The following is a 20,490-nucleotide window of genomic DNA, read 5'->3' on the forward strand; positions in this document are numbered from 1 at the left end:
TATAGTACCCCGGCGACACCACCCATGGGAGGACCTATCGGTTGCTCCTCTATATCCGGTGTCGTTTACAACCTTTTACGCACGATAATTCCTTCACACACTACGAACCTTCGCCCCCTGGATGAGAAACGCGGAGAAATTAATCGATATTAATCGAGGTCGATAAGATCGTTGATGAAGTACCGGCGGTAGGGGCTCACATCCCGCTGCTCCCGGCTGAATTCCTGGTACAGTACGGAAGCCTGGTGGTTAATGGCATCCACAGCCTGCCCCAGGGTTTCCTGGGCGGTGATCCGGTCCTGCAGGGAGACAAGCAGCTGATTTATTACACCCACACCGTATTTCAGGAAGGTACCGGTGCTCACGGTGGTAATGTAGCGCTGGCGCGCTGCGAAGGCCAGATCGTCTCCGGCATCCGGAACTTGGCTCTCTGCGTCCGCCTTCAGCTCCTGGTATGCTGCTTGGGAATCCTGGAAGTTCTTCTGCAGCCGGGTGAGTAAATCCCCTATCTTCGTCAGATACTCTGCCAGGGTGATTTCATTGTCCCTGACAAGGGAATTATGTTCGATGAGAGAATACACAATGTCCTGATCAACTCCCCGGAGAAATAGCGAGGCTGAGGCAAGCTTATCAACCTCCAGGGCCTGTACCAGGTATTCCTCATACCCGCTGAGGCTGTATCCCCCTGCCAGATACCGGGAGATAAACAGGGTCTGGATGTACAGGGCATCCATACTGTACAAGTAGCGTTCTACCGGCTGGGAATAGGAGGTCTGAAACTGTTCACCCAATTCCAAATAGTTCCGTGCATGCACCAGGGCCTCCACCACCAGGGACAGGGCAAGACTCGGATAGCGATCGGAGAGATCGAATAGGCTGGGGTTAATCACCAGATAGGCCTGATTCTCATGGTAACTGAAATAGACGCTGGATAACTTATCAATACCCTCCAACTGGTCGCGGGAAAAGAGGATGAGGATATCCCGGGATCGTAGGGCGGGCCGCACCTGTTGATACATCTTTCGCACCTCGTCCCCCTCCCCTGGCTGGCTTGTAACCAGGAGATCATCAATGGTCCGTAACAACCCGGAAAACCGTTGACCCAATTGCTGGTCATCCTGAAGCCCGTCGGTGGCCTGTGCGCCCCCCAGCCCTGGAGCCATAAGCAATACAATCACCCCCAAAACGGGGATGATACGCCGAACCCCCATTTACTCTTCTTCCTTAACAACCAGGTACCGTAATAACTCCCCTCCGAAGGCAGAAACGACGATCTGGGCACCCTCTTCCAGGAGGTAGGGAAAACTAATCTGCCCTCCGGGATGTTGGGTGGTAAACAGCTCCCTGCGCTCCCCGCTCGGTTCGATAACCTCCACGAATAACTCCACGGGTACCGCATACCTGGGCAGTGTCCGGGTAAACAGGCCGAAAACCTGCCGTGCCCCTACCCTTCGAATGGGCTGAATCTCCAGGCTTACCGGGGTGCTTTGTTCAACCACTGCTCCCGGCTGAGGCTCCTGACTCACCACGATACCCCCGGCCGTGGTTTCATCCACATCGGCGAGGGTGAAGGTAAAGGGTTGATTTTGACCGGCCAACAGACTCATAGCGCGGTTGTAATCCAAATTGACGTAATTCGGAACCGAGAAGGTCTGCACCTCGGGACCTCGGGAAACCAGGAGGTTCAAGGGCGTTAGGCCCGTGAGTTCCGCGCCCGGCGCTGGATCCTGGTCTAGGATGGTACCCGGTTCTGAATCGTCGAATACGTAGTTTACTGAATTTCCGGTTATCTGGAGCAGGGGCTTGTAGGTGGCGAAGAGCACCTGGAGTTCCTGTTCCACCTCCTGGAGCTGGCGGCCGATATAGTCATCAACCCGGTCAACCACCGCCCCCTTGCTGACGGTGAGCAGCACCGATCGGCCGGCCTTTAACCGGCTGCCCGGACCGGGTTTTTGTTCCACAACCCTGCCCTTGAGTGAGGGGTCGGAGAAGAACCGCTGCTCTATCTGGGCGTAGAGTCCCCGGGCTTGAAGCTGCTCCATGGCGTTACCAAGCTCCTCGTCCGTCAGAGCAGGCACGGTTATGGTTTCCGCTCCTTGGAGCGCTACAATGAAGGCGGTAACCGCTGAGAGCACTACCAGCACTGCGATACCGACAAAACTCCATACCAGGATCTTAAAATACCGGTTTTCCGGGGGATCATCCTTTCGCGGAAACCAGCCGGATGGTCCACGGCCTTTTCTGGAGCCGGATTTGCCCTTGAAGAAGGGCAGCCTGAATCGGCGGGCCGCGGGACCAGATGCGTTTCCGTCATCAGCGTCGCCGGCTGGGGTAGTTTCAGGGGAGGCTGGCGCTTCCGGTTGGGGGGACTCCTGGGAATCCCGGGGGGGATGGGTACCCAATTCCGCCTGGCCGGGCTGAGGGTCTGGGGCTAGGGGCTGATCTTCTTGAATGTTCCGGGTTTCATCGGAACCGTCTATCTCCTGGCTCTCTTCGGAGATGGCTGGCTTTTGCTGTTTTTTACTCATGTATTCCTCCAAGGTGTGATCCAAGAAAATCCTGTACCCCGTTTACAAAGCTCTTAAAATCCATTTGCTTCTTGGATTGCAATTGCAGGCTCTGCAGGGCTATTTGACCATCCCCCGTTTGTACCAAAATACCGGATTTTTTGTCTATGCCTAGTACGGAACCCGGAGGTTGTTGGGAGGACTGGGCCTCATTATAAACCACTGCGGCATGGATTGTAAGCTTGAGACCCTTCCAATAGGTGTAGGCACCCGGCCAGGGACGGTAGGCCCGAACCCTACGGTGAATTTCAATGCTGGAATCCGACCAGGTTATCAGTCCGTCTTCCTTCGTGATAATCCGGCAATAGGTAGCCTTGGAATGATCTTGAGGCTCGGGCCGGGCTAGGCCGGCCTGCAGGTCCTGCAAAACCTGGAGCACCATTTCAGCTCCCCTGGACGCCGTGCTCTCGAGCAGCTCATGGGCGTATTCATCCCCGACAAGGGCTAAGGGTTCCTGAAGCAGGATATCTCCGGCGTCCATCTTCTGGGATAGGTATTGCACCGTGATGCCCGTTTGATGGAGCCCGGCCAGAATCGCAGCCTGAAGGGGCGAGGGGCCGCGGAATTGGGGAAGGAGACTCGGGTGCAGGTTGATTCCTCCCCGAGGAAACAGGGCGAGAAATTTGGGGCCGAAGATTCGACCGTAGGCGACACAGACCAGGATATCCGGCTGTAACTCCGCCACAGCATCCCGGACAGCCTGATCCAGACGCTGGGGTTTTAGTACCGCCACGCCTTCGGCATGCTCCTGCACAAATTGAGACACTGGACTGGGTTTCAGGGTTTTCCCCCGTTTCCCCGGAGCATCGGGGTTTGTGAGCACACCGACCAGCCGGATAGTCTCAGGATTGTTAACCATGGCGGCCAGGGTCGGTACGGAGAAATCCGGGGTTCCGGCGAAAAGAACTCTCAGGGGGGACAACTTGTTGTTCATGGTACTCAGGCGCGCATCCGTTTCTCATACAAACGCAGCAGACGTTTTTGACTGCCGGGACGAAGGTACTCATAAAAGAGCGTACCATCCAGATGGTCGTATTCATGCTGGATGACTCGGGCTAATAGACCGCTAGCCTCTAGGGAAAATTCTCTGCCCTGTTCGTCCCAAGCGGTTACCTGTACCGATTCCGGCCGAGTGACATCGGCGTATACCCCGGGTATACTCAGACACCCCTCCTCGTAATCGCTGAGTTCCGAGGAGCGGGCAGTAATGATGGGATTTATAAAGGCCCTGGGCTTATCATCGGGAACGCCTACGACAAACAACCGGTCCATACGGCCGATCTGAACCCCTGCCAACCCGATTCCTTTGGAAAGCTGCATGGTTTCGATCATATCATGGACAAGTTTCTCTAGGGTTCCGTCAATATTCGCCACCGGGTTTGATACCTCGTGAAGCCTATCATCCGGCAGGGTAACCAAATCTAACATTCTGTTCTCCTCTTGGAAGGAAAATGTAGGGAACTATACCGGAAAAGTCAATCCAGGGGCATTCATGCCCGGTCCCAGGCGGAAGATGAATAGTGGCATCCCAGCAAAAGAACAGCCCCGGAATTGGGGGGTGCCGGGTACTCTCCGGGCCGCCATCCTCGGGGACGGTAGAATTAGTTCTGCCCTGGATTCTCCAGGGGAAGGGTAAACCAGAATACACTGCCCGAACCCAGCTCGCTCTCAAACCCAATCTTGCCGCCATGGGCAACGACCAGTTTTTTAGAAAGGGCTAATCCGAGACCCGTACCCTCGATATCCCGCACCGCGAACGCCCGGCCGAACTCTGTGAAAATCACCTTTTTATCCGAGTCGGCGATTCCGATCCCCGTGTCCCGAACCGAAAAAACGAGCTCCCGCCCACTGTTCCCCGGCTTTACCTCCAGGTCGACCCGCCCTTGGTTGGTGTACTTCACACCGTTGGTCATCAGATTAAGCAGTACCTGCTTTACCTTCTGGCCATCCGCCATAATATCTTCCGGGCAGTCTGGATGGATGGTTTTCACGATAGACAGGGTATTGATCTTCCCCTTACTCCGGGCGTAGCTCTCGCTATGAACCAGGGCATAATTGATAATCTCGCTTAACCGCTGGGGCCCCTTGGATATCTCAATCACTCCCGACTCGATGCGGGACAGATTTATTACCTCATCAATAATATTTATGAGAACCTCCCCGGCCTCCCTGATGGTCGAGTATGCCTTTAGGTAGCTCCGGTCCTGTTCGGCTAAGAGCTGCTTAACCCGTTCCGTCAATTGGGGATAGTCCGGGAGGGCTGGCAGGGCGTCCTCCAGATAGGATACAAAGGCGGCGATGCCGTTTCCGCGTAGAATCAGGTGGCCGAGATACGCATCCAAATGGTCTAGTGCCCTGGCTTCTTCCGGAGAGAGGGGATCGTCATCGGGGCTTTGATGCAATTCCAAATACTGCTCCAGAGCATGGATAAGGTCCTCCGTTTTATCGTAGGCACCAAAGCGCAGAAGGTCGGTTATTCCGCTAATGGAGTTGAGGGGGGTCCGCAGCTCGTGGTTCATGTTAACCAGGAACCGTGATTTATGGGTGTTAGCGATTTCCGCCCGAATCCGCGCCTCTTCCAGCTCCCTGGTACGTTCCTGAACCCGTTCTTCCAGGGTCTGGGCGTAGTTGAGAATTTCCTCCCGTTGGGATCGAATTTGAGAAAAACTTGCCTTCAGTTCAGCGCCGAGTTGATTAAAACTCCGGGAAAGATCCCCAATTTCATCATCACTTTTTATCCCGATCTGTAGGAGCGGTCCCTGCTCCCGGAGATGGCGCCGGAGATTTTCCACCCCGTCGGAGAGATCTACCACGGGACGAATAAGAAACCGGGCAATGAGCACCGTCATAATAATAATGAGAAACAGTACAGCGGCTGCCACAATCCAAAGGTAGTTCGGCCCTTCGGAGCTACGGAATCTGCTCTTAGGGATACTAATATGCCCCACATACTCCCCGGGTTCTCCTATGGGCAGTGGAGCATAGACACTGTACTGTTCTACCCCCTCCAGCACCTCTTCCTGGACAGCATCAACCCGAAGGTCGGATTGCTGAGAAGATGGTAGCCCGGCGAACCAGGGTATAGTAGCAGGAAGCCGTTCCAGCCGACGTCCGTAGGAATCGAACCGGGTGGTAAACACTAGCTCTGAGGGTATCCGGCCCTGGCTGCCGTAGCGGTTCCACAGTACCGATTGCGGGGTGGTTTCCAATTCTTCAAGCACCGTTCCAGGAACGCGGTAGATGGAGGTCTCCTGCCCCAGAGAGAAGGTAACAATATCAAACACCTCATGGCTGATCCGGGTATGCAACCCAAGAACCAGAGCCCCCCCGTTCTCCGTCAGCCCCCCTGTATTCGCCGCTGCTTCTCCCCTGTTCAACACCAGAAACTGAAAAACCAGTAAGCCCTCTTCGCTCACATGGACAACCTGGGTCCTTCCCTCAAGCACAGATTCAAAGCTCACTAAGCCGGATACAAAGGGATTCATGGCCCTGATCGGCCGGTTATAGACCAGGCTTTGGTCGCGACTCCACATCTGCACCCCCACACTGGGCGCCACATCCACCGGTGCGGGCTGGGAGTTGGGCTCGTTTACCGCTGCTAAAAAGTAGGGATCACCACTCAGGCGGATAGCGGTGCCCCTAAGCTGCTGGAGCTTGTAGCCCAGGTTTGCCTCCAGGGTCTTCTTACCGTAGTTAAGGCTCTCAAGCAACCGCGTCTGAGAAACCCCTAAGGCCTGGTTGGAGAGGAAGGTGATCAAGGCAATGGTCGGCACTATCATTACCAGGGTGATGATCATACCGATTTTGAGCATGAGGGGGGTGCGGGTGGATCCGTAACTATGGTTACTCAATGGTGATTCTCCCGTCGACCGCCGAATCAAGAGATGCCATATTCCGCAGATGCTGAAGCATCACCGATAAGCTGGATACCATGGTATCGGAAATCAACCGTGCATCCCGAAAATTGGTGTACCCATCCCCGCCGGCATAGAGATACCGCTCCACCGCCACGGTATACTCTCGGTGGGGATCCACCGGCCGGCCCCCTACCCGGACATCCTGACTGTCGAGCAGCAGATGGGAGCCGGTACGCTGGTACGCCACCTGCAGACCAGAAACCTGGAGAAAGCCGTTCTCCCGCTGGGGGTCGCCCCAGAACTCTCCGCTTTTCTGCAGCACCTGAATTAACTCCCGGCCCGTCATTCCCAGCAAAACCACCGTTCCTTCAAAGGGCAAACTGGCATACAGGTCCGCCAGGGTCACGGCTCCCGGCCCAAGGGAACCGCGAACCGCACCGCTGTTAATCAAGGCAACATCAGTGTTCCAATACGACCGGCATGCATCCAAAATAACATTGGCTAAGGGACTTTCACCCCGGGGATTATGGCTTATCCGCTCAGAACTTAGGGTGATTTGATCGCGCAGGAGCTCTTCCACCGCAGCGGAGGAACGAAAAATCGCCTCGCCGATCACCGGATCCGGTTCGATTACCCTAGACCGTACCGGCAAGTGCTCCTGGGACACCCGTGAGAAATCCTGATGCACCTCCAGGTAATCCACGGTTTTCGCACCATCAAATATGGTATCATCAACCATCAGCAGATGTTTCGTCCGACCGTTCCGGGTAAGGCGCTGGAGGGTCGGTGCCTGGAGATCACGGTTCCCTATGACCAGCATGGAAACCTCAGGAATCCGAATAGCCTCATCGATGAACTGATTCGTGCTCTGGCGGTCCGCCTTATACCCCACAGCCATAACCACTACATGTTTGAAGGGCAAGGACCTATTCCGGGCCGTCTCAATTGCGCCGGTGACTGCCTGCTCCAGAGGTATAAGCCCCAGACCCCGGATATTTTCCGGCAGATTTCTCTCCTCCAACAGGGGACTCCCCAGTCCAACAAAGAGGGTTGCAGACTGCTCATGGTAAAAATAGGGCTCCAGGTACGGGGGAATCTCTCCGGTCTCTGAAATAACAATATTTGAAGCAACCAGGGGGAAGTTTGCAATGACGGCGAGATCCGATAAGCGCCGGGCGCCAAAGTAAAGCTCCCGGGAGTCGACAAACAGGGCATCCAACCCCATGGAATTGAGACCCTCAATGATAATCTGTCCCTTGGATAGGTAGGCATGGGGACTGCCATGAATAGTTCCGTTGGTGGCGAATACCAGGGGATCATCATACTGCCGAATGTAACCGGAAATGAGACTCAGTCCTCCCCGTTTCTCATCCCCGACCTCCTCGGGAAACAGGCCCCCCTTGAGAGAGTGGATGCCGATCCACCGTACCACTGGTTCCGAATCCTGGGAGGAACAACCGGAAACCAGGAGCAGTCCCGATATGAGGATGAGCAGCACACCCGGCAGTCCCAGCTTCCAGGAAGCTACATTACTGAGGCTTGGTGATGCTGGCTTCAAGTTTTTCATAGAGACTGTCCATATTGTGCTGAATTTTTTTTATAAACTCCGCCCGCTCCTGCTCGGTCATGGTCTCCATGACGCCTAAGCCTAACAGATCTATGAGTCCCTTTAGCTTATTCATGTTCTCACGAAGCAGGAAATCCGCCTCGGCTTTATAGAATTGTTCTGAATCGGCCATAGGCTATCCTAACCGTTCCCGGAGCCGATCGGGAATAGCAACCCCCAGGGTTCTGGAGATATCCTGAATCATTTCGGCTTGATTTATAGGCTTTGTTATATACTTGGTAAACCCGGCTTTTAAACAGCGGTCACGATCACTGTCATTACCGTCATGGGCAGCCATGGCCTGAGCGGTTACCGCCCAAATCGGTGTATCCCGAAACTCGGGAATGCTGCGGATCAGCTTTACAACCTCAATGCCTGAGTCCTCCCGCTCCATCTTAATATCCATGAGAATGAGATCCGGTTTCTCATTGCGGATAATCTCCACCGACGTCACACCGGAACTCGCCTCCAGAACCGAGATGTCAGCCTTCGGACCAAAAAGTTTAAAGAGGGTCTTTAAGACGTACCGGTTAGACTCCAGATCGTCAACTATTAATACTTTTGTCATAGAGAAAGTGTATTACCCGGCGGATAGATTTTCAAGTAATTCTCCGACCTGAACCCAAAGGGTATCCCCTTGAACCTGCCGGGGATCAGCCCAGACCTGAACTTCCCGCTGGCCCGTGGGATGGGGTACAGAGAGGTACCGCGCATGGAGGGCTATGCCCCCTCCAGGAATACTCCGGGCCGCCCCGTATTTCAGATCCCCCCGGAGAGGAAACCCCCGGGCAGCGAACTGCACGCGAATCTGGTGATGCCGTCCGGTTTCCAGCTGAACCTCCCAGAGGGCATAGCGATCCAGGCGCAGCCCTAGGGAGTACCGCAACACCCCATGCTTCGCCCCCCGGGTTCCCTGGGGTACGGTGACGCTTTTATTGACCTTGGGATTGCGCCGGAGCCAATCCGACATCTCTCCCCCCTCACCCAATACCTCCGTAGCTTGGATATCAGTAATGGCCCAGTAGTGTTTTTGTACACTCCGGTCTCGAAAGCTCTCCGTCAATCGGGAGAGGGCCTTGGATGTTTTAGCGTATACAACACATCCGCTGGTGGGTCTATCCAGGCGGTGAACCAGGCCGAGAAATACATTCCCCGGTTTGTGGTCCCGAACCTTTATAAACTCCTTGAGGTTCTCCAAGAGTGAGACATCTCCGGTCTTGTCTCCCTGCACTAATTCCGAGCAGGTCTTGTTCACAATCAGGAGATGGTTATCTTCGTATAAAATCCGTTGGGCTAAGGGGGGAGTCTCACCCTGCCGCAGATCCTTCACACCTCCCAAGCCTAGAGATCCTTCCGGTAAACCTGGAGATGAAACTCGCCCGCAGCATCGGAACTGAAGGACATCACCCGAATGGTGTATATGCCAGGCTCGTTGAGATCATGCACAATCATGGAATCAGTACCGCTCCCGCCATCATCATCCTCGGCCATAATAATCCCCCGGGGATCCAAAAGACTCAACCTCGTATCAAAATCCTGACTTTGAAGGTTAATCCGGACAGTTCCGGGTTGGGATACGGTCAGGACATATTCCTGCTCCACCTGGGCCGCGCCGATAGCACCCCGCTGATCCAGCACTAATTCACCAAGTTCAAACTCCTCAACCTTCAAGGTGTATATTCCCTGGGCATCACCGGAATAGCTGGAGGCAGTAAGCCGGTACTGCCCGGAGGCGGGCGCCGTAAGCACTAATAATGAGTTGGTATCCTCGGGACCGTCATCGTTCTCCCAAGCCTCCCCTTGCGGACCGTCTATCTGAAGGAAGGTATCGAAGCTATCAGACTCCAGGGTGATCTGATAGGCCCTGCCTTCTGTCAAGCCGATGGTATACACCTGGCCGACCCGGGATTCCCCGTACCAATCATCCGAGGAAGCCTCAATACCCATGGCGGATAAAAAGGACGTGACCGGTTCTCCTAATTCGAGGCGTGCACCCTCCCGGTAGGGGACAATTGAATCGGAATCCAGCTCTGTAACCAGGAGTTCGTAGGCTCCTGAATCCTCCTGGGAGTATCCCCGTACCTCAATGAACAGGGGAGCATCACCGGTGAATTGGTACTCCACCCTCGAAACATAATCCCAGGCAGACGAGCCGCCCCGGGGCTGGGAGGCATCATCGTTCTCAATTGATGTTCCCTCGGGGGTGGTGACGAACAGCAGGGTATCAAAATCCTGGCTCACCAGCTGAACGGAAACGAGTTGACCCGCCCTCCCCCGGAAAGAGTAGCGGTTTATCCCCCCCGGAGAAAGTTCGCCGGAAACTGCAGTACCGAGTTCCAAGGCCGGGGGATCGGGAATAAGAGCGGTAACCAGCTCAAAGGACCCCGAACCGGAGTAGGATTTTACGATGATTTCTGCGTTTTCTCCCTCATCCAGGGGTACGGTTAGCATTGAGTTACTGCCCTCTCCTCCATCATCATCGGATAACCGGGTACCGCCGGCTAATGAAGCCTCGAGGAGGGTATCAAAATCCGAGCTGGATAGGCTAAACCGGTAATACCCGCTTTTCGGCGCGGTGAATTCATAGCGCAGCTCATCGCCGCTGCCCGAGGAAAAGACCTGTCCACGAAGAAGCTCTCCAAGCCGGAGAGCCGGGGGCGGCTCGGGTATCCGAGCATCTAGGCTATAGGCTCCCTCCTCCCCGAAGAGAGCGCTTGCCCCCAGGAGCACCGACACCCCCGGCTCACCCCTCAGGGTAATTCGGGAATCCGTGCCTGAACCGTAGTCATCGTTGCTGTCTATCCTTCCATCGGGATAGTAGACGGTCAGCAGGGTATCCACATCGGAGCTATGCATACTAATGACAGCGGTGCCGGTTTCAGGGATCTCAACCAGGTACCATTCAGATCGGTTTGATCCCGGAAGCATAAATGAATCCGGCGTAAGCCGGCCCTCTACCCCCTCGCCCATTCCCAGGCGGTTTTCGGGTTGCAGAAGGGTCACCCGGACTTGTACCTCCCGGGGCGGCGAGCCCTGTCTGTCAGCGGACTCGATTAGCAGCCGGTAATCCCCCTGGGGGGCATATACCAATCCCTGACTCCTCCCTTGACTCTCTTCCGCTTGGGCAGAAAATCCCCCTGGGCCTTCTAGGCTGAGTATGGGCTGTAGATCAATGCTCCCGGCATCGAATAGAAGCAGCCCTGGAGATTCAACCTGGAACTGAACCCGGGTTGGGGTCCTTAATCCCGCCTCAAGAACCACGTTTTCTCTCACCAACTCTTGAGCTTGTGCACCGACCAGGGCCGGCCACATGACCAGCAGGCCGGCTATGATCCCAAGCCCGGTATTTCGTTGAAAAATCTTCATCTAGTCCCTCCGAACCGGCCCGGTTAGCGGTCCGTTTCTGTTTTAAAGGTATGAACAAGCTGTCCCAGGGTGTCAATGACCCCGCTGAGATTAGTGTTCAGGGTTTGAATATGATTCATCGCCTCATTGATCTCCTGTACTCCAATGGTTATTTCGCTCATACCATTGGATGATTCACTGGAGGAATGGGTGATCTGCTCCTGATTTCTGGTTATTTCCTGGATACTCCCGGTCATTCCCTGGGCACCCTGTTTTATTTTGAGAGAGGCCTCCTGCAGAGCCGTCATTGCCTGGAGAATCTGCCGTCCCCCCTCGGTAAGCTCCATGGTAGAAGACTCAATCTCAGAGAAGGCATTCACCGTCTCGTTGACCTCCCGGATTACCGTAGAAAAATACTCCGAAACCTGATTTACCATCTGCCCGGTCTTTTCGATATTCTCGATAATCAGACCGATGGTGGTCGAAATGGTATTTGAACTCTCGGCGGAATTCTCGGCCAATTTCCGAATTTCGTCGGATACCACGGCGAATCCCTTACCAGCCTCACCGGCATGGGCTGCTTCAATGGCAGCATTCATGGCCAGAAGATTCGTTTGGCTGGCAATTCCCTGAATAGTTTCTACCATCTCCTTTATTTGATCAATATTAGCGGCCACCCCGGTTTTGAAAATGTCGTTGGTCATGTCCAACTGCTCGTTGGCTGCCTGGGAATTCTCCGCCAGTTGGGTGGTTATTTCCCGGCGCTGCCGGGTTATGGACGCCACGGATTCCAGGCTGGATAGCATCTGGTTCACCGATGCGGTGGACTCTTCCACCATGGAACCCTGTTCATCCAGTTGTTCCGTGACGAGCCTTGCCTCTTCGCTCATGGAATGTACCGCCCCGGTGTTTATCTCAATCGCCCGGTCCAGGCTCCGGATCTGCTCTTTTATGGATGCCACATTGGCTGCAATCTGGTTCATCGCTGAGGTGGTTTCCTCGGTAGATGCGGTCAGTTCTTGGCGTACCCGGGTACCTTCCTGGAGATTCTCCTTAATCTGGGTGATGATTCCGCCCAGGGTATCTACGAATTTATTGAAGTTGCTAGCCAGAACTCCGATCTCGTCCTTCCGGGAAATCATAATCCGCTGGGTCAGGTCGCCGTCTCCGGATGCTATCTCATTGAGCCGCCCCGAGGCCCTGAGAATGTTTGCTACCACAGTGCGCTGGAGGGTAATGAGTACAATAACAAGCACGCCGAGAAGGACCAGGGCAGTGAGACTGTTGAGACCCAGGATTTGCGCCGTGAGGGGACCGAAAACATCCGCTTCCCGCAGACTTGCGGCAATCCGCCAATTGGTTCCGGGCACCTGGCCGGTAACATAGAGATATGCTTCTCCCCCAGCCTGAATGGTGAAGGCGTGCTCCCCGGGTTCAATGAGTTGCGCAAAGGCCGCCTGGGGATCTTGTATCTCCTCCCGCTCAAGCTGTTGCAAAACGGATTGCAACTCCGTCGTGGTATCCAGGGTTGGATGGCTGATATACAGGCCCGAGCTGGTGTACAGGCTGATATTCGCTTGGTTTTCCTGGGCGATTTGGCTGATGATTTGAACCACCGGGTTGAGTCCGATATCGAAGGCTGCCACCCCCAAAAGTTCTCCGGACGCGGACCGGACGGGTCTAGAAATGGTAACCGCTGTGGGGTCGGTATTCTCTACCCCTTCGGGATTCAGGTAGGGATCGGTGAGATAAACCCGATTCAGGGCAACCGGCTGGGTATAATAATCATTCTGTCTGCCGTCATAATCCTCGGGGAGCTGGATCCATGAATTGAGCCCCAGGGTGCCGTTGACGGCAGACACGGTGTAGGCCAGACTCACTCCATCATCAACGAAGGCCTGAAGGGTTTCTCGGTAGTCAAGGTATCCGGGTACCGCCTCAAAGAGTTCCTGGTCGTATACCCCCGGAAAGGATCCGATCACCCGCCGAACCTGGGGCAGACGGGCCATGGCGAACAGCCTCCCTTCTAAGCGGCTGATTTCAGCAGCAACAGCATTCCCTGCCTCTGCAACCGTTCGTTGTTGAATATCCTCAATGAGACTGGAGATGATACCCTGCTGCTGTCGGACACTGATCACCGTGCTCACCAAGAGAATTACCATGGGTAGTACCAGAACAATTAAAAAAAACCGTGTTGTTAATTTCATACCGTACCTCGTTGGCTAGTATAGTACATTGCATTTACTCCATGGGTAATCTTTGACACACCTGAAGCCCGCCCTTTGACCACAGAGCCGGTTATAGTTTATTGTTACAACTAACCGAGGTTCATGCAAACCCAGTGTTCAAGAGCCTGTGAAGAAACTCATTTCCAATTACCTGGCATGTCAATTGCGAATGACTAATACAGTTGGCACAACCAGTTTACCGTCAGGAGCCGCCATGCCTCCCACAGCCGCTACCAGTAACATTACCATCAACCGGGTTCTCCGGGTCCTTTGGGAACAGGCGCCTATCAGCCGAATAGAAATTGCCCGTATACTTGATCTGGATAAATCCACTGTTACCAAAATTGTCAGCAACCTCATGGAGCAGGGTATCATTGTAGAAACCAGCCTCCGGGATTCCGGGCCGGCCGGGGGACGTAAGGCGGTGAATTTGAGTATGAATCCGGACTACGGGTTTATTCTCGGTATGGAGATCCAAACGGAGGGCATCCGAAGCACCCTGGTGGACCTCACCGGCGCCATTCGGGAACAGGATACCGAGGCCTTGGAGCTGGACGGCCTGGGGATTTTTCCCGCACTTTCCCAGTGTATCCGGCGAAGAAAAATCTTATTGGAGAATCGAGGAATTCCCCTGATAGCCCTGGGTATAGGCATTTCGGGACTGATAGATCCAGGTAACGGAACCGTATTGCGTTCGAATCCCCTGGGAATAAAACATCCGATGAATCTTAAACAGGAACTCGAGGATAGCTTCGGATTACCGGTATTTATAGAAAACGATACGAAATGCTGTTGCTGGGCCGAAATGGTAAAAACGAGACGGGATCCGCCCCGAAGTTTCATGTACATTCTCGGGGAGTTCCGTCGCATCAGCGAGTCCTTGCCGATCCGCACCCTGAGTGTAGGATTCAGTTTTGTGATCAACGGAAGCATTCTCTACGGAGAAAACTTCACCACCGGTGAGTTTAGAAGCATTCTGAAGCGGGACCGCCACCATACCCAGTTTTCCGCTTCCACCATCGATGAAGGTGAACGATTTGAGGCCGACCCGGCAGTCCATGAACATGTATTAGATGAGCTGGCCCGCAACGGGGCGTTTTTGTTCAATATGCTGAATCTGGGGTGGATCGGTCTGGCCGGGGACCTGGAGGAGTACCGGGATGAGCTAATCAGGGCCTTCCACCGAGAGATTCAAGAGAACTGGGTCTACCCGAATCAGTCGAAGATTGAGGTCGGGGTAACCAGTTTCGGAAAATGGGCGGTGGCCTACGGTGCAGGGGCGGTGGTATTAGAGAATCTCTTTGCAGTTCCCCAGATCGGCACGGACTGTAGTGCCCCGTGCCGATCCGGAATCGAACTGTTTCAATACATAGGAGAGGTCTGTAAGACCGGAGCGGCTGATTGAACAATCATTGTCCGCTAAACTTCCACCTCTACCGTGATGGCGCCCGAACCTGCTGCCAGAGCGAGGGGTACCCGCGGTGAGGTGAGCTCTCTACCCCCGGCACGAAGCCTCCTGGTTCCGGTTCGAGTTACACGGATGGAATACTCCACAGATTGGAATACCCGCCGGGCTGTAAAGCCCTGCCAGTGACTCGGAATAGCAGGATCAATAACCAGGGCATCTCCGTCTGCCCGGATTCCCAGAATGTACTCCGTGGCCGCCTGGTACATCCAGGAAGAGGTACCGGTAAGCCAGCTGTTCCGTCCTAGGCCGAACTGGGGATGCTCGGGACCGAGAATGTTTTGCGCGAATACGTAGGGCTCACATTCGTAGACCTCAATGCTGTCATTCTTTGCAGCCGGGTTGATCCGGCTGTAATAATCGAAGGCCCGGTCCGGGTTTCCGGCTATTACCTCGGCGATAATGACCCAGGGATTTGCATGGAGAAATATTCCCCCGTTCTCTTTTGCCCCCGGGGGATAGGTGGTAACACCTCCGATAACCGGGTCGTAACCATTGTATCCGGGAGCGCTCAGGACGATTCCGTGCTCCGAGGCCAGTTTGCCGTTTACTGCATTCAGGGCGCTGCGCTGCCGCTCAGGGTCTACAAATCCGGCCATGATGGGCCAAGATTGAGCATTGGCATACAATGCTCCGGCGGGGTTCTTCGAGCTGCCCATAGGCTTGCCTTGATGGTCCCGGTATCTGATGTACCACTCGCCGTCCCATGCCTGGGTGTTCACTACCTTTGCCATTTCGGCGTGCTGGGAGGCGAAGGTTTTTGCATCATCGGCCTTCCCAATATAGGAAGCAAGCCATTCCATAGCCTTGAGGGCCTTACCCAAAAGTGCGGCGATGAACACGCTCTCCGCACCTGTCGGTAGATTCACGGTATCGTTCCAGTCTGCAAATCCCAGAAGCGGCAGGCCGGATTCACCGCAGTGAGTCAGGGTAAACTGGACAGCCCGGGTCAGATGCTCATAAACCGAAGCCTCTTCCTGGGGAACGCCGCCCTTCTGTTTTTCGTAGAAGGGAATCGTATCCTGGAGGAATCCGGTGTCTCCGGTCTCTTTTATATACTTCTCGGCGGCCAGCACCAGCCATAGGTGGTCATCGCCGTAGTAGTCAGGCCTATCCTCCATCTCAGCGGCATCCCCGATGGATGCCTGAAGGGAAAGGGGATTCACCTGATGCATGGCCGATCCATCCCTGCGCTGGATAGAGAGCAGTAGACTCAGCAGTCTTCTGTTCTCCATGGGATCAAAGGGGGTGATCGCAAGAATGTCCTGGGCGGTATCCCGGCATCCGATGCCCCGGCTTCCGAACCCTAACTGGTAGAGGGATAGGTAGCGGCTCCAGTCCTTGGTAACCCGGCACTGTCGGGGGTTATGAATATTGACCATGGAGTTGAAGGCGGGATCCGGGGTTTCTACCTGGAAAGTCCCCAGGTACCGGTTCCAGGACTGCTTCAAATCCTCAAAGGCCTCCTCGGCTTTTTGGGGATCGGCCCAGGTCTCAATCGCGGCGAGCCCTTCCTGCCAGGAGGCTGCCTGACTCAGCACCGTTACAAATTCCCGGGTTTCGCCGGGCTGCAAGGTGCCGAGGGCAACCTGCAGAGCTGCGATGGTATCCCCCCGGAGAGCCTGGGTATCGGCTAATGTGGCCGAGGTAACCCCTTCAGGGTGCTGCCAGGTGCCCCATCCGGCACCTCCTAAAAACTTGGCACGGTCGGTCTCAAAACTCGAGGGAGCAATTGAGGAGCCAAATACGTTCATGGCCCGTTCTTTATTCATGAAGGCGTACTGGAAGACGGCCTTTCGGCGTTTACTATCCTGGCGGACCTGGGCCTGCATCGTCTGGGGCACCCAATCAGCGTTGGTAAACTGCTTTAAGGCATCAAAATGGCTGAACTCCACCACAGGATATACCTGGATCTGCACCGGTTGGGTACCCTGGTTTGTGATCCGGTAGTGCCGTAGCATGACCTTGCCATCTTGTGGTACAAACGCTCGTACCCGGGTTAATACCGTGTGAGCCCTGTGGGTCCATTGGGTGTATCCCAGTCCGACCCTACACTCGTAGGAAACCATATCTTCCAGGGGCTCAAGGGTAGGTACCCAAAAGGGACTGGTAATCCGTACCGATCCATCCCCCTGCATCACCTTCACATAAGCGGTCTCTCCGTTAAATGATGACGGGGGCAGCTGGGCGATGTACCGCGTGATCCTATTGAGGGCAGGATCCTGTTTGCACAGGACACTGCCCCCGGTGTGGTCCACAAAACCGCCGAATTCAAGGTCACCCAGGTAATTGATCCACCGCACCGGGGTGCGGGGATCGGTAATCACATATTCCCGGGCTTCATCATCAAAATGACCTAACTTCATTATCGGACCTCCGCAACCACTTCCACGGTCTGCCCTTCCTTGCCCAGGGGCAGCAGTGCCCAGGGCAGGGGATACTGTTCACCCGAATCGTCAACGGCTAGGGACTTACCATCCACCGTAAGACTGCAGAGGGTACCAGTAGGTGTCTTCCCCGATTCCCAAGACGTCTTCGCCTTGGTGACGGAAATATTGTACCGTACTCCCCGGAAAACCCGGCTGATGCTGGTGGAATTCCAATGGCTGGGCAGAATGGGTGCAAAGCGCAGGCCGTCGAAATGGGGCTGCACACCCAGAATATGCTGGCTAACCACCACAAAGTTCCACGCTGCCGTACCGGTAAGCCAGGAGTTTTTTGCCTCACCATGGCTCGGAGCGTCTTTTCCCGCCACCATTTGGGCGTATACATAGGGCTCCAGCTTTCGGATTTCACTCTGATCCTCCAGGTAGGCAGGACAAATCGCCTTATAATACTCGAATACCCGGTCACCTCGGCCCTCCAGGGCCTCTGCAATCATGATCCATGGATTGTTATGACAGAATATTCCGGCGTTCTCCTTGTAACCCGGGGGATAGGTAGAGATTTCACCGAGTTCCAGGTAGTACTGGGAATAGGCAGGCTGTTGCAGCACGATTCCATAGGGGGTATTGAGCCAAGCCCGGACACTGTCCAAGGCCTGACGGGGGTATTTGGATTCCGCACCGACCCTGGCCATTCCGCAGATTCCCTGGGACTCGATGAAAATTTTTCCTTCTTTATTTTGACGGCTTCCAACCGGATTCCCCTGGGCGTCGTAGGCCCGGAGAAACCACTGACCGTCCCAACCGCTGGCTTCGATAGCCTTTTCCATAGCCGTTCGACTCTCGGCAACCTGATCCGCCAGGGTTGTGTCTCCCCGGCGTTTGGCAAGTTCTTCCAACTCCGGAGCCGCGTAGCAGAAGAGTCCTGCAATAAAGAGACTCTCTGCAACCTTTCCGGTGCCGTCTCCGGTGGTCTGGAAGCTCTCGTTAGGCTCCTTGGAGAAACAGTTCAGATTCAGACAATCGTTCCAATCCGCTCGGCCAATGAGGGGAAGGTCATGGGGACCGCGGTTGTTGATAACGTGCTCCCAGCTCCGTACCAGGTGGTCGAAGAGGGGTGCCGCCGTCTCAGGCTTATGATCGAAGGGTACGGACTCGTCCAAAATAGACCAGTCTCCCGTTTCTTTTACGTAGGCGCTGACAGAAAGAATGAGCCACAGCGGATCATCGTGGAAATTGCCGCCGATGGCATTATTACCCTTCTTGGTAAGGGGCTGGAACTGGTGGTAACAGCCCCCATCCTCAAACTGGGTCGCGGCCACATCGAGAATACGCTCCCGGGCACGCTGGGGAATCTGGTGGACGAATCCCAAAAGGTCCTGATTGGTGTCCCGGAATCCGAGTCCACGGCCGATACCCGACTCAAAATAGCTAGCGCTCCGGGCCAGGTTGTAGGTGACCATACACTGGTATTGATTCCAGATATTCACCATCCGGTTTGTCTGTTCTTCCGGGGTGGTGGCCTGATAGGTCTCTAGCAGACCCTTCCAGAATGCAGCAAGCTCGTCAAAGGCCTTCTGCACGGAACCGTCCTGGGAAAACCGGTTCTGAACCTCTCGGGCAGGCGCCTTATTCACCAAATGCCGGTCTGTAGTTCCCAACCCGGACATCCAAAAACCCTCGGGCAGGGTCTGCCCCGCGGGAATGGTCGATTCGAATTTTTCGGCTTCGGGAACCTCCACGTATCCAAGGACAAATACAAAATCTCGGCTCTCCCCGGGTTTGAGGGTAAGCTCTTTCTGTAAACTTGCTATGGGAGACCAGCCGTTGGCCACCGAGGACTTCTTTTCACCGAATCCCTGGCCTGCTAATGCTTGAGGATCTCCTAGGTGATTGTACTGCCCGACAAAACTGGCACGGTCTGTATCAAAGCTGTCCGCCTGGAAATTCGCCCAGAGGTAGGAGTAGTGATTTCGCCGTTCTCGGTACTCCGTGCGATGGTACACCGCACTACCCTGACCATTTACCTCCACCTCAACCTCTCCGGTAGATAAATTCCGCTGGAAATTGGTGGTATCGTCCTGAGCGTTCCAGAGGGCGAACTCGGCAAAACTGGCCAGCCCCAGGGTGCGGGGAGTATTAGTGGTATTGGTAAGCCGCAGGGCATGAACCTCCGCCTTGGTTTCCAGGGGAACCAGGAGGGTTAATTGGGCCTCAATGCCGTTTTTGGCAGAGGAGATCCGGGTGTATCCTAAACCATGACGGCACTCGTAGGAATCAAGTTCGGTTCGGCTGGGTGCCCAGCCGGGATTCCACACCGTATCGCCGTCTTTAATAAAGTAGTACCGTCCCCCCTCATCGGTGGGGATATTATTATACCGGTACCGAGTGATCCGCCGATAGGTCGCATCCCGGTAAAAACTGTAGCCGCCAGCGGTGTTGCTCACCAATCCAAAAAAACCATCATTTCCGAGGTAATTTATCCACGGAAAGGGTGTCCGGGGGGTGGTAATCACATACTCCCGCGCTGAATCATCAAAAAAACCGTACTTCATTGGTCCTCCATCTAAGGGGGTTATTCTATAGTCGCAGGCTCTCCGACCGGAACACCGGCCGCCTGCAGGGTTGCACGTCCCTTCTTGGTTGTACTAAACAACCAACATAGTTTCACACTACGACCGGTTTTCTGAATTGTCAAGGAGTTTATTGGAAAGTCGAATTAATTTAATCCACAGAGGGAGGATAAACCGGTTCACCCGGGAACCGGAATAAACCGGATAAACAGCGGCCTCCAGCCGGACCTTCACGGAGCGCAGGATACGGGTGAGACCAAGGGAAAATACGGAAGGAAACCAATCCGCGGAATACCAAGGAAAGAAAGCAAAGAATAGTGCGCAAAAGGTTGTAACATTGCACCCCGGCGACACCACCCATGTGTGGCCTTATAGATTGCACCGCTATATCCGGTGTCGTTTACAACCTTTTGCACACTACAAAAACAAAGCCCCGGGGATTACGGCCCGGGGCTTCGTACATGC

Annotated in this window: 14 protein-coding genes; 1 reads left to right on the forward strand and 13 read right to left on the reverse strand. The window is 54.7% G+C overall.

Features of this window, described 5'->3' with window-relative positions; genetic code table 11:
• Nucleotides 1-149: 149 nt before the first annotated feature.
• The 11 genes from DC28_RS14115 to DC28_RS14165 form a co-directional block, all read right to left on the reverse strand.
• Nucleotides 150-1,211, reverse strand: coding sequence for a hypothetical protein (locus tag DC28_RS14115; protein WP_037550105.1), 1,062 nt, complete (start codon nucleotides 1,209-1,211; stop codon nucleotides 150-152).
• Nucleotides 1,212-2,528 (reverse strand): PASTA domain-containing protein, encoded by a 1,317-nt coding sequence (locus DC28_RS14120; RefSeq protein ID WP_052078941.1) that lies wholly within the window; start codon nucleotides 2,526-2,528, stop codon nucleotides 1,212-1,214.
• Complete coding sequence (gene fmt / locus DC28_RS14125; protein ID WP_052078942.1) at nucleotides 2,521-3,501, reverse strand: methionyl-tRNA formyltransferase; 981 nt, start codon at nucleotides 3,499-3,501, stop codon at nucleotides 2,521-2,523. Before fmt ends, DC28_RS14120 begins: the two co-directional genes overlap by 8 nt.
• A 5-nt stretch (nucleotides 3,502-3,506) precedes the next feature.
• A complete protein-coding gene (gene def / locus DC28_RS14130) occupies nucleotides 3,507-3,995 on the reverse strand; it encodes a peptide deformylase (RefSeq protein ID WP_037550108.1) in 489 nt (162 codons plus the stop codon).
• 173 nt (nucleotides 3,996-4,168) lie between these two features.
• Entirely contained in the window at nucleotides 4,169-6,418 is a 2,250-nt protein-coding gene (locus DC28_RS14135) for a sensor histidine kinase (RefSeq protein WP_037550111.1), read from the reverse strand.
• Nucleotides 6,411-7,991, reverse strand: coding sequence for a bifunctional metallophosphatase/5'-nucleotidase (locus tag DC28_RS14140; RefSeq protein WP_081942234.1), 1,581 nt, complete (start codon nucleotides 7,989-7,991; stop codon nucleotides 6,411-6,413). Before DC28_RS14140 ends, DC28_RS14135 begins: the two co-directional genes overlap by 8 nt.
• Complete coding sequence (locus tag DC28_RS14145; RefSeq protein ID WP_037550116.1) at nucleotides 7,954-8,163, reverse strand: hypothetical protein; 210 nt, start codon at nucleotides 8,161-8,163, stop codon at nucleotides 7,954-7,956. Before DC28_RS14145 ends, DC28_RS14140 begins: the two co-directional genes overlap by 38 nt.
• A 3-nt stretch (nucleotides 8,164-8,166) precedes the next feature.
• Complete coding sequence (locus DC28_RS14150) at nucleotides 8,167-8,598, reverse strand: response regulator (RefSeq protein WP_037550119.1); 432 nt, start codon at nucleotides 8,596-8,598, stop codon at nucleotides 8,167-8,169.
• A gap of 12 nt (nucleotides 8,599-8,610) precedes the next feature.
• Nucleotides 8,611-9,360 (reverse strand): RluA family pseudouridine synthase, encoded by a 750-nt coding sequence (locus DC28_RS14155; RefSeq protein WP_238565830.1) that lies wholly within the window; start codon nucleotides 9,358-9,360, stop codon nucleotides 8,611-8,613.
• A gap of 11 nt (nucleotides 9,361-9,371) precedes the next feature.
• A complete protein-coding gene (locus DC28_RS14160) occupies nucleotides 9,372-11,396 on the reverse strand; it encodes a PPC domain-containing protein (RefSeq protein ID WP_037550122.1) in 2,025 nt (674 codons plus the stop codon).
• A gap of 23 nt (nucleotides 11,397-11,419) precedes the next feature.
• A complete protein-coding gene (locus tag DC28_RS14165) occupies nucleotides 11,420-13,582 on the reverse strand; it encodes a methyl-accepting chemotaxis protein (RefSeq protein WP_037550124.1) in 2,163 nt (720 codons plus the stop codon).
• A 235-nt stretch (nucleotides 13,583-13,817) separates the two neighbouring features.
• Between DC28_RS14165 and DC28_RS14170 the strand changes: the two genes are divergently transcribed.
• On the forward strand, nucleotides 13,818-15,008 hold the full coding sequence (locus DC28_RS14170; protein ID WP_037550128.1) for an ROK family transcriptional regulator: 1,191 nt from the start codon (nucleotides 13,818-13,820) through the stop codon (nucleotides 15,006-15,008).
• Between the two features lie 14 nt (nucleotides 15,009-15,022).
• Here DC28_RS14170 and DC28_RS14175 read toward each other — a convergent pair whose 3' ends face one another.
• Both DC28_RS14175 and DC28_RS14180 read right to left on the reverse strand, forming a co-directional pair.
• Complete coding sequence (locus DC28_RS14175) at nucleotides 15,023-17,434, reverse strand: GH36-type glycosyl hydrolase domain-containing protein (RefSeq protein WP_052078943.1); 2,412 nt, start codon at nucleotides 17,432-17,434, stop codon at nucleotides 15,023-15,025.
• Nucleotides 17,434-20,007, reverse strand: a complete 2,574-nt coding sequence (locus tag DC28_RS14180; protein ID WP_037550131.1) for a GH36-type glycosyl hydrolase domain-containing protein — start codon at nucleotides 20,005-20,007, stop codon at nucleotides 17,434-17,436. The genes DC28_RS14175 and DC28_RS14180 overlap by 1 nt, the downstream gene beginning before the upstream one ends.
• Nucleotides 20,008-20,490 lie beyond the last annotated feature (483 nt).

The organism is Spirochaeta lutea, from assembly GCF_000758165.1.
Taxonomy (GTDB): domain Bacteria; phylum Spirochaetota; class Spirochaetia; order DSM-27196; family Salinispiraceae; genus Spirochaeta_D; species Spirochaeta_D lutea.